Source organism: Allobosea sp. 2KB_26 (genome assembly GCF_052115715.1).
In the GTDB taxonomy this organism is placed as follows: domain Bacteria; phylum Pseudomonadota; class Alphaproteobacteria; order Rhizobiales; family Beijerinckiaceae; genus Allobosea.
This window is the reverse complement of the sequence record NZ_JBFRHE010000005.1, coordinates 179,412-193,327: the sequence shown is the minus strand read 5'-3', so window position 1 is coordinate 193,327 and position 13,916 is coordinate 179,412. Positions and strand designations below refer to the sequence as shown.

At 66.0% G+C, this 13,916-nt stretch carries 12 protein-coding genes; 10 read left to right on the top strand and 2 right to left on the bottom strand.

All coding sequences use genetic code 11. The annotated features are described in order from the left end of the window. Positions 1-237 precede the first annotated feature (237 nt). From mscL to AB4099_RS16705, 3 genes are all read left to right on the top strand, one after another. Complete coding sequence (mscL, locus tag AB4099_RS16715) at positions 238-657, top strand: large conductance mechanosensitive channel protein MscL (RefSeq protein WP_113515523.1); 420 nt, start codon at positions 238-240, stop codon at positions 655-657. A 121-nt stretch (positions 658-778) separates the two neighbouring features. Beyond that, complete coding sequence (locus tag AB4099_RS16710) at positions 779-1,969, top strand: pyridoxal phosphate-dependent aminotransferase (RefSeq protein WP_113515524.1); 1,191 nt, start codon at positions 779-781, stop codon at positions 1,967-1,969. 119 nt (positions 1,970-2,088) lie between these two features. Then, on the top strand, positions 2,089-3,153 hold the full coding sequence (locus AB4099_RS16705; RefSeq protein WP_113515525.1) for an AbrB family transcriptional regulator: 1,065 nt from the start codon (positions 2,089-2,091) through the stop codon (positions 3,151-3,153). Positions 3,154-3,160: 7 nt separating this feature from the next. Here AB4099_RS16705 and AB4099_RS16700 read toward each other — a convergent pair whose 3' ends face one another. Both AB4099_RS16700 and AB4099_RS16695 read right to left on the bottom strand, forming a co-directional pair. Then, entirely contained in the window at positions 3,161-4,096 is a 936-nt protein-coding gene (locus tag AB4099_RS16700; protein WP_113515526.1) for an SMP-30/gluconolactonase/LRE family protein, read from the bottom strand. Between the two features lie 100 nt (positions 4,097-4,196). After that, positions 4,197-5,102: a LysR family transcriptional regulator gene (locus AB4099_RS16695; protein ID WP_113515527.1), complete on the bottom strand. Its 906-nt coding sequence runs from the start codon at positions 5,100-5,102 to the stop codon at positions 4,197-4,199. A gap of 136 nt (positions 5,103-5,238) precedes the next feature. On the opposite strand from AB4099_RS16695, the gene AB4099_RS16690 reads away from it, so the two are divergent. The 7 genes from AB4099_RS16690 to hisG all read left to right on the top strand — a co-directional run bounded on the left by AB4099_RS16690 (position 5,239) and on the right by hisG (position 13,830). Continuing rightward, positions 5,239-6,675, top strand: coding sequence for an FAD-linked oxidase C-terminal domain-containing protein (locus tag AB4099_RS16690; protein WP_441478859.1), 1,437 nt, complete (start codon positions 5,239-5,241; stop codon positions 6,673-6,675). Further along, the gene (glcE, locus tag AB4099_RS16685) at positions 6,672-7,859 is read left to right on the top strand and encodes a glycolate oxidase subunit GlcE (RefSeq protein ID WP_441478858.1); all 1,188 of its coding nucleotides are present in this window, start codon (positions 6,672-6,674) and stop codon (positions 7,857-7,859) included. The genes AB4099_RS16690 and glcE overlap by 4 nt, the downstream gene beginning before the upstream one ends. 92 nt (positions 7,860-7,951) lie before the next feature. Beyond that, entirely contained in the window at positions 7,952-8,506 is a 555-nt protein-coding gene (locus tag AB4099_RS16680) for a DUF2585 domain-containing protein (RefSeq protein ID WP_441478958.1), read from the top strand. A 3-nt stretch (positions 8,507-8,509) separates the two neighbouring features. After that, entirely contained in the window at positions 8,510-9,898 is a 1,389-nt protein-coding gene (gene glcF / locus AB4099_RS16675) for a glycolate oxidase subunit GlcF (RefSeq protein WP_441478857.1), read from the top strand. A gap of 119 nt (positions 9,899-10,017) precedes the next feature. Next, on the top strand, positions 10,018-11,541 hold the full coding sequence (gene hisS / locus AB4099_RS16670; protein WP_441478856.1) for a histidine--tRNA ligase: 1,524 nt from the start codon (positions 10,018-10,020) through the stop codon (positions 11,539-11,541). Between the two features lie 205 nt (positions 11,542-11,746). Then, on the top strand, positions 11,747-12,859 hold the full coding sequence (locus tag AB4099_RS16665) for an ATP phosphoribosyltransferase regulatory subunit (protein WP_441478855.1): 1,113 nt from the start codon (positions 11,747-11,749) through the stop codon (positions 12,857-12,859). After that, complete coding sequence (gene hisG, locus AB4099_RS16660; protein WP_441478854.1) at positions 12,856-13,830, top strand: ATP phosphoribosyltransferase; 975 nt, start codon at positions 12,856-12,858, stop codon at positions 13,828-13,830. Before AB4099_RS16665 ends, hisG begins: the two co-directional genes overlap by 4 nt. The last annotated feature ends 86 nt before the right edge of the window (positions 13,831-13,916 follow it).

The following is a 13,916-nucleotide window of genomic DNA, read 5'->3' as shown; positions in this document are numbered from 1 at the left end:
TGATCTCGCGAGCTCTTGGACCGGAGCTTTCCCGCTGGGCGCGGGGCCGCTATTGCCCGGCCGTTGCGCTGCGGCACCGCGCTATCGCCCGTTCAACCAGGACCAAGACTGTGCACTGGCGAAAGGTCGGCGCTCTGACGGGCTTCTAACCGCTGCAACTCTCAATTAGCCTGCGACATCCGTGCACGCCGTCCGGTAGGCGTGAAGCCGATCATCCCGAGGTGAAGGGGCAGGGCCATGCTGAAGGAATTCAAAGAATTTGCGATGAAGGGCAACGTCATCGACCTCGCCATTGGTGTGGTCATCGGCGCGGCCTTCGGCAGGATCGTCGACTCTCTCGTCGCCGACATCATCATGCCGATCTTCGGCGCGATTGGCGGTCTCGATTTCTCGAATTATTTCTTCGGCCTGAACAGTGCGGTCACCAGCCCGATCCTGTCCGAGGCCAGGAAGCAGGGCGCGGTGTTCGCCTATGGCAGCTTCGTCACCGCAGCGATCAATTTCCTGATCATCGCCGCTGCCTTGTTCCTGGTCGTTAAGGGCATCAACCGGGTGAAGCGCGACCAGAAGGCAGCTGCGGCCGAGCCGGCGGCCCCGCCGCAGGACGTCGTGCTCCTCGGCGAAATCCGCGATCTGCTGAAGCAGAAGAACGCCTGACTTCGCTCACCGCTCGCGGGCAATTCATCACCGCGAGCGATCGACCCGATCTCGCGATTTCATGCCTCCCGCCCGCCGCTTCGGCTAAAGGTGAGGCATTGAACTTGCGAGGTCGAAGCCGATGACGACGAGCACGCTGCCGGGCGCCAGCCTGATTGCCGAGTTGAGGCCGGAGGCCCGTAATGCACCCGAAAGCGGCATCGTCGAGGTGGTCAATCACGGCCGGGTCAAGCCCGGCCTGATCCCGCTCTGGGTGGGCGAGGGCGATCTCTCGACGCCCGATTTTATCGTCCGTGCCGCCAACAAGTCGTTGGCTGACGGCGAGACCTTCTACACCTGGCAGCGCGGCATTCCGGAATTGCGCGAGGCGCTCGCGCGCTACCACACGGCGCTTTACGGCCAGCCGCTTTCGGCCGACCGCTTCTTCGTCACCGGCTCGGGCATGCAGTCCGTTCAGATCGCCGTCAGGATGATCGCCGGACCTGGCGACGAACTCGTGATTCCGACGCCAGCCTGGCCCAATTTCGCCGCGGCCATCGGCGTGGCCGGAGCCAAGGCAGTATGCGTGCCGATGGATCTGGAGCACGGACGCTTCACGCTCGATCTCGACAAGCTCGCCGCGGCGATCACGCCGAAGACACGTGCGCTCGTCATCAATTCCCCGGCGAACCCGACCGGCTGGACCGCGACCAAAGACGAGATGGCTGCGCTGCTTGCGCTGGCCCGCAAGCACGGCATCTGGATCATCGCCGACGAGATCTATGGCCGCTTCGTCTATGGCGGAGCGCCGCGCGCGGCCTCCTTCCATGATGTGATGGAGGCGGAGGATCGCGTCCTCTTCGTCCAGACCTTCTCGAAGAACTGGGCCATGACGGGTTGGCGCATCGGCTGGATCGAGGTGCCGGCCGCCTTCGGCCAGGTCGTCGAGAACCTGATCCAGTATTCGACCTCGGGGTCGCCGGTCTTCGTCCAGCGCGCCGCGATCGCCGCCCTTACCGAGGGCGAGCCCTTCGTCGCCGAGCAGATCGCGCGTGCGACCGAAGGCCGGAGGATCATCTTCGAAGGCCTGAAGGCGACGAATCGGGTTTCGCTGACCGCGCCGGACGGCGCCTTCTACCAGTTCTTCAGCGTCGACGGCCGCGAGGATTCGCGCGCGCTGGCGATCGAACTGGTCGACGAGGCCAATGTCGGCCTGGCGCCGGGCACGGCCTTCGGCCCTGGGGGGGAGAAGGGCCTGCGGCTTTGCTTTGCGCGCAAATCGTCCGACCTCGTCGAGGCGGTGGCGCGGCTGCAAAGGGCGCTGACGTCATAGGCACCGCTGGGCGCAGCCCAGCCTTGCGCGGCGATGGCATCTCATCGTTTGACCGGATTGTGCGCCACGGTCATTGATCGGCCCTGCGTCGTGTCTCCTCGGCGCTTGCTCCGAGTGACATGACCGGCCCGGCTTACATTCCCTACAGGCTCAAGACATTGTCGCGTGAAGCGGCCGTGATTGCCTGCGCCGCCCTCGGCGGCGGCATTTTCGCGCTGTTCGACGTGCCGGCCGCCTGGCTCTCGGGTTCGATGCTGATCGTCTCGATCGTCGGCGTCGCCAAGCGCCTGCCCGATCTGCGCAAGCCCTGGTTCGATGCGACCATGCTGATGTCGGGGGTGCTGATCGGCTCCTCCGCCACGCCCGAGGCGCTTGCGGCGACAGCGCGCTATCCCGGTTCGCTGGCGGTCCTGTTCGTCGCGCTCGCTGCCATCATGCTCACCACTGGCGCCTATCTGCGTTACGTCGCGCGCTGGTCCTGGATCGATTCCCTGCTGGCCGCCGCGCCCGGTGCGCTGTCGGCGGTCATCGCCGTTGCCCATGCCAAGGGTGCCAATCTTGGCCGCATCGCGGTGATCCAGCTCTTCCGCATCCTCGTCCTGGTCGCGATCCTGCCCACTCTGATGCGGGCCCTGAGCGATGGCAGCGTGGGGCAGATGCCTGCGGTGATCGTTGCCAGCGTACCGGATATGGCGCTGGTTCTCGGTGCGGCCCTGGTCACCGGGCTGATCTTCGAGCGCATCGGCGTCACCGCGCCCTTTATCCTGGGAGCAACCATGGCCAGTGCCGTGCTGCATGGCACCGGTGCGGTCCATGGCACGCTCCCGCCCGAGATCGCGACCGTGGTGATGGTCATGCTCGGCGCGGCCATGGGCGGCCGCGTCTCTAACCTCAAGCGCGGTGAGATCGCCGGGCTGTTCCCGCTCGCCATTGGCGGCTTCTTCGTCTCGATGGTGGTGGCCTTCGCCTTCGCCTGGCCGGCTGCCTGGCTTGCGGGCGTGCCCTATGCCAGTGCGATGGCTGCGTTCGCGCCGGGAGGGCTGGAGGCGATGGCGATGCTCGCCTTCGCCATGGGGCTCGACCCGCTCTATGTCGGCGCGCATCATCTTGCGCGCTTCATGCTGCTCGGTCTCGCGATGCCGTTGCTGGTGGTACGGATGAAGTCGGAGCCGCCGCAGAGTTGAACGCGCCTCAGCGCTTCGGCCAGGTCGCCCCGTTGGTGTGGGTCATCACCGAATAGAGCGATGTCGTGCCGCAGATGAAGAGACGGTTCAGCTTCGCGCCGCCCCAGCACACATTGGCGACGATCTCGGGAATCAGCACCTTGCCGATCAAGGTGCCGTCGGGGTCATAGACATGCACGCCGTCCGCCGCGCTGGTCCAGACGCGGCCGGTGGCATCGAGCCGGAAGCCGTCGAACAGGCCGGCCGAGCAGGTTGCGAAGATCTCCGAGCGGCCCAGCGGCGCGCCGTCGCCAGTGACGGCGCATTTGCGGATATGGCGCGGTCCGTCCGGGTCATGGCTCGCCCCCGTATCGGCGATATAGAGCTCGCTCTCATCCAGCGAGAAGGCGAGGCCGTTCGGCTTGACGAAGTCGTCGGCGACGATCGAGAGCGCGCCGCTGACCGGATCGATGCGGTAGACGTTGCAATGGCCGATCTCGCCATCCGCCTTGTCGCCCTCATAGTCGCTGCCGATGCCGTAATCCGGGTCGGTGAACCAGATCGAGCCGTCGGACTTCACCACGACGTCATTGGGGGAGTTCAGCCGCTTGCCCTGCCAGTTGTCGGCAAGCACGGTGATCGAGCCGTCATGTTCCGTCCGGGTCACTTGCCGCCCGCCATGCTCGCAGGTCACGAGCCGGCCCTGCGGATCCACCGTATTGCCGTTCGAATTCCGTGCCGGCTGGCGGAAGATGCCAACCTGGCCATTCGCCTCGTCATAGCGCAGCATGCGGTTGTTCGGGATGTCGGACCAGACCAGGCTGCGATGGGCTGGAAACCAGGCTGGCCCCTCGGACCAGCGGGCCCCCGTCCACAGCCGTTCGACCCGCGCCGAGCCCGGTACGACCCGGTGGAAGCGCTTGTCCAGAACCTCGACGCCTGTGCCTTCGATCAAGCCGAACATGAACGGGATTCTCCAGTGATCTGTCGAAAATCGAGCAAGCGACGTGTCCGGGCAATCGGGCGCCGCGCAGATGCCCTATGACGGGCGGGCGGGAGCCGCATCATAGATCAAGCCCCGCGTCCCAGTACGGTGTCGCGCCATAGAGCTCCGCGAGATAATCGACGAAGACGCGCACCTTCTGCTCCATGTGCCGGCGGCTGGGATAGACCGCGTAGACGGCGACACGCTTGCCGACCGCGTAATCCGGCAGGACCCTGACGAGCTGCCCGGTCTTCAGTTCTGGCCCGACATCCCAGGTCGAGCGCAAGGCGATGCCGACGCCGGCGAGCAGCGCCTCGCGTACGACTTCGCTGGAATTGGTCCGAAGCGGTCCGTTGACCCGCACGCCGACCGGACCGGACGGTCCGTCCAGCCGCCACTGGTCGGCATTATGGGCAATCAGCGTGTGGTGAGAGAGCTCCTCGATGCTGGCCGGTACTCCGCGAGCGGCGACATAGTCCGGCGCAGCACAGAGCACGCGGTGATTGGGCGCGAGCCGCTTGGCGACGAGGCTGGAATCCTGGAGGTCGGCGATCCGCACCGCGAGGTCGAACCCCTCCGCGATGATGTCGACGAAGGAATCGCTCAGGATCAGATCGACGGTCACCATTGGGTTGGCATCGAGAAAGGGCTTCAGATGCGGCGCGATATGCAACCGGCCGAAGGAGGTGGGGGCCGAGACGCGCAAGGTGCCGCGCGCTTGGCCGGCGCCACTTGCGACCCAGGCCTCCGCATCCTCGATCGAGGACAGGATCGAGACCACGCGCTCATAGAAACCCTGGCCCGCCTCCGTCAGTGACAATTGCCGCGTGGTGCGCTGCAGCAGCCGCACGCCGAGGCGCTCCTCGAGCCGGCGGATGCGCTTCGAGATCACCGCCGGCGAGAGTTTCAATTCGCGCCCCGCCGCGGACATGCTCTTGGCCGTCACCACATGCGCGAAGACATCCAGATCGCCGAACCGGTCCATGCTCGCCCACCTTTTCCATTTTGGAAATAATCATGGCTTTTGGTCGCGCTGCAAGCGGGTTCGAATTGGTCTAACCTGTTTGTATGAAACCGGGTGTGGGTGATATCGCGAGAGCTGACACCCGGAGGAGGAGACCATGAGCGCCATTGCCTTTCCCGCGCCGCGCGCGGACATCCTGGCGCGCCGCGATGCGATCATCGCCGGGCTCGCCGGACTGGTGGCGCCCGAGGCCCTGATTACCTCCGATGACGAGCGCAGGCCCTATGAGACGGATGCGCTCACCGCCTATCGCCGCATGCCGCTGGCGGTAGTGCTGCCCTCGACGACACAGGAGGTCGCGGCGGTGCTGCGCTATTGCGGCGAGCAGGGCGTTCCCGTCGTCCCGCGCGGCGCTGGCACCTCGCTCGCCGGTGGTGCGATCCCGCAGGAGGATGCCGTCGTCATCGGTGTCTCGAAAATGAATCGCATCCTCGAGATCGACTATGCCAACCGCGCCGCCAGGGTGCAGGCCGGCGTCACCAATCTCGCCGTCACCGGCGCCGTGATGTCCGAGGGCTTTTTCTATGCGCCCGACCCGTCCTCCCAGCTCGCCTGCTCGATCGGCGGCAATATCGGCATGAATTCCGGCGGCGCGCATTGCCTGAAATACGGCGTCACCACCAACAATGTGCTGGGCGTGACCCTGGTGATGCTCGATGGCTCGATCGTCGAGATCGGGGGCGCCCATCTCGATGCCCCGGGTCTCGACCTGCTCGGCCTGATCGTCGGTTCCGAAGGCCAGCTCGGTATCGTTACCGAAGCGACGGTGCGGATCCTGCGCTCGGCCGAGGGCGCGCGCCCGGTGCTGTTCGGTTTCCCGAGCAGCGAGCAGGCGGGTGCCGCGGTGGCCGCCATCATCGGCGCCGGCATCATCCCCGTCGCGATGGAGTTCATGGACAAGCCGGCGATCGAGATCTGCGAAGCCTTCGCCAAGGCCGGCTACCCGATGGATGTCGAGGCGTTGCTGATCATCGAAGTCGAAGGCTCGGACGCGGAAATGGACGCCCAGCTTGCCCGCATCGTCGCGATCGCGCGCGAACATGGCGTCAAGACGGTCAAGGAAAGCAAGTCGGCGATGGAGACCGCCGCGATCTGGAAGGGCCGCAAATCGGCTTTCGGTGCGACGGGCCGGATCGCCGACTACATCTGCATGGACGGTACGATCCCGACCGGGCAATTGCCGTTCGTGCTGCAGCGCATGGCCGAGATCGTCAAAGGCTATGGACTGCGCGTCGCCAATGTCTTCCATGCGGGCGACGGCAATCTTCACCCGCTGATCCTCTATAACTGCAACGACCCCGTCGAGGCGCGCAAAGCCGAGGATGCCGGAAACGACATCCTCAAGCTCTGCGTCGAGGTGGGCGGTTGCCTCACCGGCGAACACGGCGTCGGCATCGAGAAGCGTGATCTGATGCGCGTGCAGTTCAACGAGGCCGATCTCAACCAGCAGATGCGGGTGCGGGCGGTCTTCGACGGCGAGTGGCTGCTGAACCCGGCCAAGGTCTTTCCGCTCGATGGCAGGGTCGCCGCGTGACCATTCACACCCCCACCACGGAAGCCCAGGCCTGCGCCGTCGTCGCCTCCGTCGCTGCCAACGGCACGCCCGTCACCATTCGAGGCGGCGGTACGCGGACCGGTTTGGGCCGCCCGACGCAGGTCGTGAGCACCATCTCCAGCGCCGGGCTGACCGGCATCACGCTCTACGAGCCGTCCGAGATGGTGATTGGCGCCAGGGCCGGCACGCCGCTGGCGGAGATCCAGAGGACGCTGGCCGACCGCGGCCAGATGCTGCCCTTCGAGCCGATGGATCATCGCGCATTGCTGGGCACGGAGGGCGACCCGACGATCGGTGCGGTCGCTGCCGGAAATATCTCCGGTCCGCGCCGGATCAACGCCGGAGCAGCCCGCGACTCGCTGATCGGCATCCGGCTGATCAACGGCCGGGGCGAGGCGATCAAGTCCGGCGGCCGGGTCATGAAGAACGTCACCGGGCTCGATCTGGTCAAGCTGGTGAGCGGTGCCCACGGCACGCTTGGCTTCCTGACCGAAGTCACCTTCCGCGTATTGCCGGCGCCGGAATGTGTGGTCACGCTGGCCTGGCCCGGCCTTGCCGACGAGGCGGCGGTCGCTCTGCTTTCGGCTGCGCTCGGCTCGCCCTTCGAACCGATGGCGGCGGCGCATCTGCCGCCGGGCATCGGGGCCGACCACGCCCGCACGCTGCTCAGACTGGAGAATTTCGCGAGCTCGATCGCCTACCGCGCCGATGCTCTGGACGAATTGCTGAGCCAGTGCGGCAAGCCCGAACGCATCGAGGGCGCCGCCTCGCAGGAGCTGTGGCATTCCGTACGCGACGCGAGGTTCTTCGCCGGCAGCCATGAGGCCGTCTGGCGGCTCTCGCTTGCTCCGACGAGGGCCCCGCGCGCTACGGCTGCGATCACGCAGGCTTTGCCGCAAGCACGGTGGTTCTATGACTGGGGCGGCGGTCTGGTCTGGCTCGCGGTGCCGGCTGACGAGGACGCTGGAGCCGCCGCGATCCGCACTGCGATCAGGTCACTCGGCGGTCACGCGACCCTGGTGCGCGCGCCCCACGCGGTTCGCGCAGTTGTGCCGGTCTTCGAACCACTGGCCGAGCCGCTGATGCGGGTCACGGCCGGGATCAAGAACAGCTTCGACCCGGCCGGAATCTTCGAGCCCGGCCGGATGTATGCGGGGATTTGATGGTGTTCGACCAGATAGCCGCCACGCGTGAGATCCGCGCTGAAGGAGAGCGCCGCGAAGCCTGGGCACCGGGGCGGTTCAAGCCGGGCACGATCGCCCTCGTCGCGGCTCTGATGATCGCAGCAGCCGCCCTGATCCTGTTTGTCATGGGCCGCGAGCCGATCTGCAAATGCGGCTACGTCAAGCCATGGCAGGGCGTCGTGATGTCGTCGGAGAACTCCCAGCATATTGCCGACTGGTACACCTTCTCCCACATCATCCATGGCTTCCTCTTCTATGGCCTGTTCTGGTCGGTGCGCCGGCTGACCGGCCTGCCGATCTCGTTCGGGCAGGCGCTTCTTCTGGCGATCCTGATCGAGAACGCCTGGGAAATCGCCGAGAACAGCCCGGCGATCATCGACCGCTATCGGGAGATGACGATTTCGCTCGGCTATACCGGCGACAGCATCATCAATTCGGTCTCCGATATCGCCGCGATGATCGTCGGCTTCCTTCTCGCCCGCGTCCTGCCCGTCTGGCTCACCATTTCGCTTGCGCTCGGTATGGAGCTGGTGGTCGGCTACCTGATCCGTGACAACCTGACCCTGAATATCATCATGCTGATCTACCCCGCCGACTGGATCAAAATCTGGCAGGGAGGGGCCTGAGCGATGCAGACCAACTTCACGGCCGAACTTCTGGCCTCCGATCCACGCCTGCCGGCGTCGGAGAAGATCCTGCGGACCTGCGTGCATTGCGGGTTCTGCACGGCAACCTGCCCGACCTATCTGCTGCTGGGCGACGAACTCGATTCCCCGCGCGGGCGGATCTACCTGATCAAGGACATGCTGGAGAACGGCAAGCCGGCGACCGAGCAGGTGGTGAAGCATGTCGACCGCTGCCTGTCCTGCCTCTCCTGCATGACGACGTGCCCTTCAGGCGTGCATTACATGCACCTTGTCGATCATGCCCGGGCCCATATCGAGGAGACCTATCAGCGTTCCTGGCATGACCAGGCGTTGCGCCGGGTGCTCGCTGCGATCCTGCCCTATCCTGGTCGCTTCCGCGCCGCGATGCTGGCGGCGATGCTGGGCAAGCCCTTCGGGAGCCTTCTCGGCCTGTTGCCGCAGGTCGGCGGGCGGCTGAAGGCGATGCTGGCGCTGGCGCCTGCACGCCTGCCGGCGCGCTCGACCATGGAGGGGCCGCAGGTTTTCCCCGTCACGGCCGTGCGCCGCAAGCGTGTGGCGCTGCTTTCGGGCTGCGCCCAGCCGGTGCTCGATCCCGCCATCAACGAGGCGACGATCCGTCTGTTGACGCGCCATGGCGTCGAAGTCGTGCTGCCGAAGGGCGAGGGCTGCTGCGGCGCGCTCGTTCATCACATGGGGCGCGAACAGGACAGTCATGTCTTTGCCCGGCGCAACATCGACGCCTGGATGGCTGAGGTCGACGGCGAGGGGCTGGATGCCATTCTGATCACGGCTTCGGGCTGCGGCACGACGATCAAGGATTATGGCTTCATGTTCCGCAACGAGCCGGCCTATGCGGAGAAGGCGGCGACGATCTCGAGCCTCGCGAAGGATGTCACCGAGTTCCTCGAGACGCTCGAGCTGCGCCATGTCCGTGAGGTCGCGCTGCCGGTGACCTATCACTCGGCCTGTTCGATGCAGCACGGGCAGCAGCTCAAGGACGGTCCGAAACGACTTCTGAGCGGAGCGGGGTTCAAGGTGAAGGAGGTGCCGGAGGGCCATATCTGCTGCGGCTCGGCCGGTGTCTACAATATCCTCCAGCCGGAGATCGCGGGGCAGCTGCGCGAACGCAAGATCGGCCATATCGAGAAGACGAAGCCGCAGATCGTCGCCACCGGCAATATCGGCTGCATGACCCAGCTGACGAAGGGCTTCGCCGACCGGGGCGCGACGACGCCGGTCGTCCATACCGCCGAGCTGCTCGACTGGGCCACCGGCGGGCCGCTGCCGGAGAAGTTGGCGAGGGCGGGGATCAAGGACGCCCCCCTCGGTGATCCGCGTCAGCAGAAGGACATGCTGTCCGCGGCCGAATAGGCGCTTCCCGCTCGGGGAGGGGCAAGCATGCTTGCCCCCGTTGCCCGGTCAAGTTACCGAACGCGGGACCTTATCCTGCGGGCTGTTCCGCATCTCGTTCAAGAAGTGAAGCCTGAACCATGTCGAAACCCGACAAGCTGAAAGCCCGCCAGCCGCGTGGTTTCATCGACCGCGGTCCTGCCGATGTGGCGGCGACCGAGCGCATGCTGTCCGTCATTCGCGAGAGCTTTTCGCTCTACGGCTTCGATCCGGTCGAGACGCCCTTCGTCGAATACACCGACGCGCTCGGAAAATTCCTGCCGGACCAGGACCGGCCCAACGAGGGCGTCTTCTCCTTCCAGGATGATGACGAGCAGTGGCTCTCGCTGCGCTACGACCTGACGGCGCCGCTGGCGCGCTATGTCGCCGAGAATTTCGATGCGCTGCCAAAGCCCTATCGCAGCTATCGCGCCGGCTACGTTTTCCGCAACGAAAAGCCGGGGCCCGGGCGCTTCCGTCAGTTCATGCAGTTCGATGCCGATATCGTCGGTTCAGGCTCGGTCGCGGCTGATGCCGAGATCTGCATGCTGGCTGCCGACACGATGGAGCGTCTCGGCATCAAGCGCGGCGACTATGTCGTCAAGGTCAACAACCGAAAGGTGCTCGATGGCGTGATGGAGGCGATCGGGCTTGGCGGCGACGAGAATGCCGGGCGCCGGCTGACCGTGCTGCGCGCCATCGACAAGCTCGACAAGTTCGGCCCCGACGGGGTGCGGCTGCTGCTGGGGGACGGGCGCAAGGACGAGAGCGGCGATTTCACGAAGGGCGCGGGCTTAAGCGCCGAACAGGCCACGCGCGTCCTGTCCATTCTTGAGGCCAGAGCCGCGGACAATGCCGCGACCGCACAGCGTCTTGCAGATGGCTTTGCGTCGACACCCGTTGGCCATGAAGGCGCCGAGGAACTGCGCATGATGGCGGATCTGATCGCAGCGGCTGGCTATGGCGACCGCGTCGTCATCGACCCTTCCGTCGTGCGCGGCCTCGAATATTACACGGGCCCGGTCTACGAAGTGGAGCTGACCTTCCCGGTTACCAATGACGAGGGGCAGGTGGTGCGCTTCGGCTCGGTCGCCGGCGGCGGACGTTATGACGGGCTGGTCGGCCGCTTCCGGCCGGAACCGGTGCCGGCGACGGGTTTCTCGATCGGCGTCTCGCGGCTCTATTCGGCACTGAAGGCGGTGAAGTCGCCATTGGTCGACACGAAGAACGAATTGCCGCTCGTCGTCGTCACCGCCATGGACAACAAGACACCCGAGCATATGCCGGCCTACCAGGCATTCGTGTCGCGGCTCCGCCAGGCCCGGGATGGGGACGGCAAGCCCTTGCTGCGTGCCGATCTCTACCTCGGCGGCTCCGGCTTCAACGCCCAGATGAAATATGCCGACAAGCGTGGCGCGGTCTGCGCCGTGATCCAGGGCTCCTCCGAGCGCGAGGCCGGCACGATCGTGATCAAGGACCTGATCCTCGGCGCGGAACTCGCCGCTGCGAGCCGCGACGTCAAGGATTCGGCCGAGCATAAGGCGAGGCAGGCCGAGGCACAGTTCGCCGTGCCGGTGACCGAGCTTGTCGAGGGGGTGAAGCGGGTGCTGAAGCGACACGGCTGATTGAAGGTCATGCTCGCCCTTGTGGCGAGCATCCACGTCTTGAGTGCTCATCCTAGGCAAAAACGTGGATGGTCGGGACAAGCCCGACCATGACGGAAAGCGTCGGCAACGAGTCGGTCGCCAAATCCCGCTAACCCATTTCCCTAAAAACCATCGAAAATCCATGACGCGGCTGCTAGGACAGCGGCGCAACAGGAAGCTGCCCTTGTCCGCCACACGCGCCAGCATCGACACCGTGATCGCGCTTCTCGCCGCTGAGGGCTATCAGCGCGCCGAGCCGGCGATTCTGCAGCCGGCCGACGTCTTTCTCGACCTCTCCGGCGAAGATATCCGCCGGCGCATCTTCATGACGCAGGATGCCGATGGCCGCGATTGGTGCCTTCGCCCGGAATATACGATTCCGGTGGCGCTGGATCACATCGCGGCGGGCGTGAGTGCGCCGATGGCCTATGCCTATGCCGGACCGGTCTTCCGCATGCGCTCGCGTGAGCCCGGTGAATTCGCGCAGGCCGGGCTCGAGTCCTTTGGCCGCGAGGATTTTGCCGCAGCCGACGCCGAGATCATGGCACTGACGATCGAGGCGGCGGCGGCGCTTGGCTTGACGCAGCCGCGTGTTCTGATGGGCGACGTCGCATTGCTCGGCGCATTGCTCGATGGTCTGTCCGTGCCGCAGGGTGCGCGGCGCCGGCTGATGCGCGCGGTCGTGCAGGGCAAGGCGGCCGAGGCGGTCGAGGCGCTCGATCCGCCGGCAGCCACTGGCGAAACGGCTCATGCAGGACTGCTCAAGGCATTGGAGGGGCAGGATCCCAAGGCGGCCAAGGCCTTTGTCGAGGATGTCTTGTCGATTGCCGGGATCTCGACGGTCGGCGGCCGCTCCGCCGGCGATATCGCCGAACGCTTCCTGGCCCGTGCCGCTGAGCGCGAGAACCCGGTCAATGAGGATGTGAAGGCCGTGCTCGGTCAGGCACTTGCCGTCACGGGTGATCCCGATGCGGCGTCGGCCGCATTGCGGGCACTTTCCGACCAGGCTTCGCTCGACCTGGGCCAGCAACTCGACGCCTTCGACGAGCGCACCGGCTTCCTTGCGGCGCGTGGCGTCGATGTCGGCCAGATCTCCTTCTCAACCGGATTCGCCCGTAATCTCGACTATTACACTGGCTTCATCTTCGAGCTGCATGATCTGAGCCGCAGCGACGGCAGGCCCGTCGCCGGCGGTGGCCGTTACGACAATGTGCTCGGTCGGCTTGGTGCGCCTCAGCCGGCCCCGGCAGTCGGCGCCTCGCTCTGGCTCGACCGGCTGACGGGACAATCATCATGAGCGACGCTCCGCTGGTTCTCGCAGTCCCTTCCAAGGGGCGGCTCCAGGAAAACGCGACTGCCTTTTTCGGCCGCGCCGGGCTGAAATTCGTGCAGTCGCGTGGCTCGCGCGACTATCGCGGCACGATCGCGGGATTGGACGGCGCCGAAGTCGCGTTCCTCTCGGCCTCGGAGATCGTCTCGCAACTGGCTTCCGGCGCTGCCCATCTCGGGATCACGGGCGAGGACCTCGTGCGCGAGCAGGTGGCCGATGCCGATGCCGCCGTCGAGATGCTGACGCCGCTCGGCTTCGGCCACGCCAATGTTGTGGTCGCCGTGCCGCAGGCCTGGATCGATGTCCGCTGCATGGCCGATCTCGACGATGTCGCGAGCCATATGCGCGCACGCCATGGCCGCAAACTGCGCGTCGCCACCAAATATGTGAACCTGACGCGCCGTTTCTTCGCCGAGCACGGGCTTGGCGATTACCGCATCGTCGAAAGCCTGGGCGCGACGGAGGGGGCACCGGCCGCCGGCTCCGCGGAAATCATCGTCGACATCACCACCACCGGCGCGACGCTGGCCGCCAACGCCCTGAAGATTCTGGACGATGGCGTCATGCTGGCCTCCGAGGCCAACCTCGTCGCCTCGGTGCGGGCGCCGTGGAGCCCGCGCGCACGCGCCGCCGCCAATGCCATTCTCTCGCGCATCGCGGCCGAGGAGGAGGGGCGTTCCGTCCGGGAGATCCGCGCGCGGCTCACCGATGCGAAGCCTGCGGCCATCGAGGAGATGGTGGCGCGACATGGCGCGCGGCTGCCCTTCGGTGCGCATGCCGAGAGCGGTATCCTGGCTATCCATTGCCCGGAGAAGGCGGTGTTCGCTCTGGTCGACGATCTGGCCGGAACCGGCGCGGACGAGATCACGGTCAACGCCCCGGCCTATGTCTTCCGCAAGGCCAACCCCCTGCTGGAGCGCTTGCTGGCGCGCATCTGAGCGGCACCGGGCGGCGCCTGGGGCTGAAGCCGGCCGCATTTCCGACGCGATGCCGCGTGACGTTGCTGGCGCTGCGGCTCGGCAAA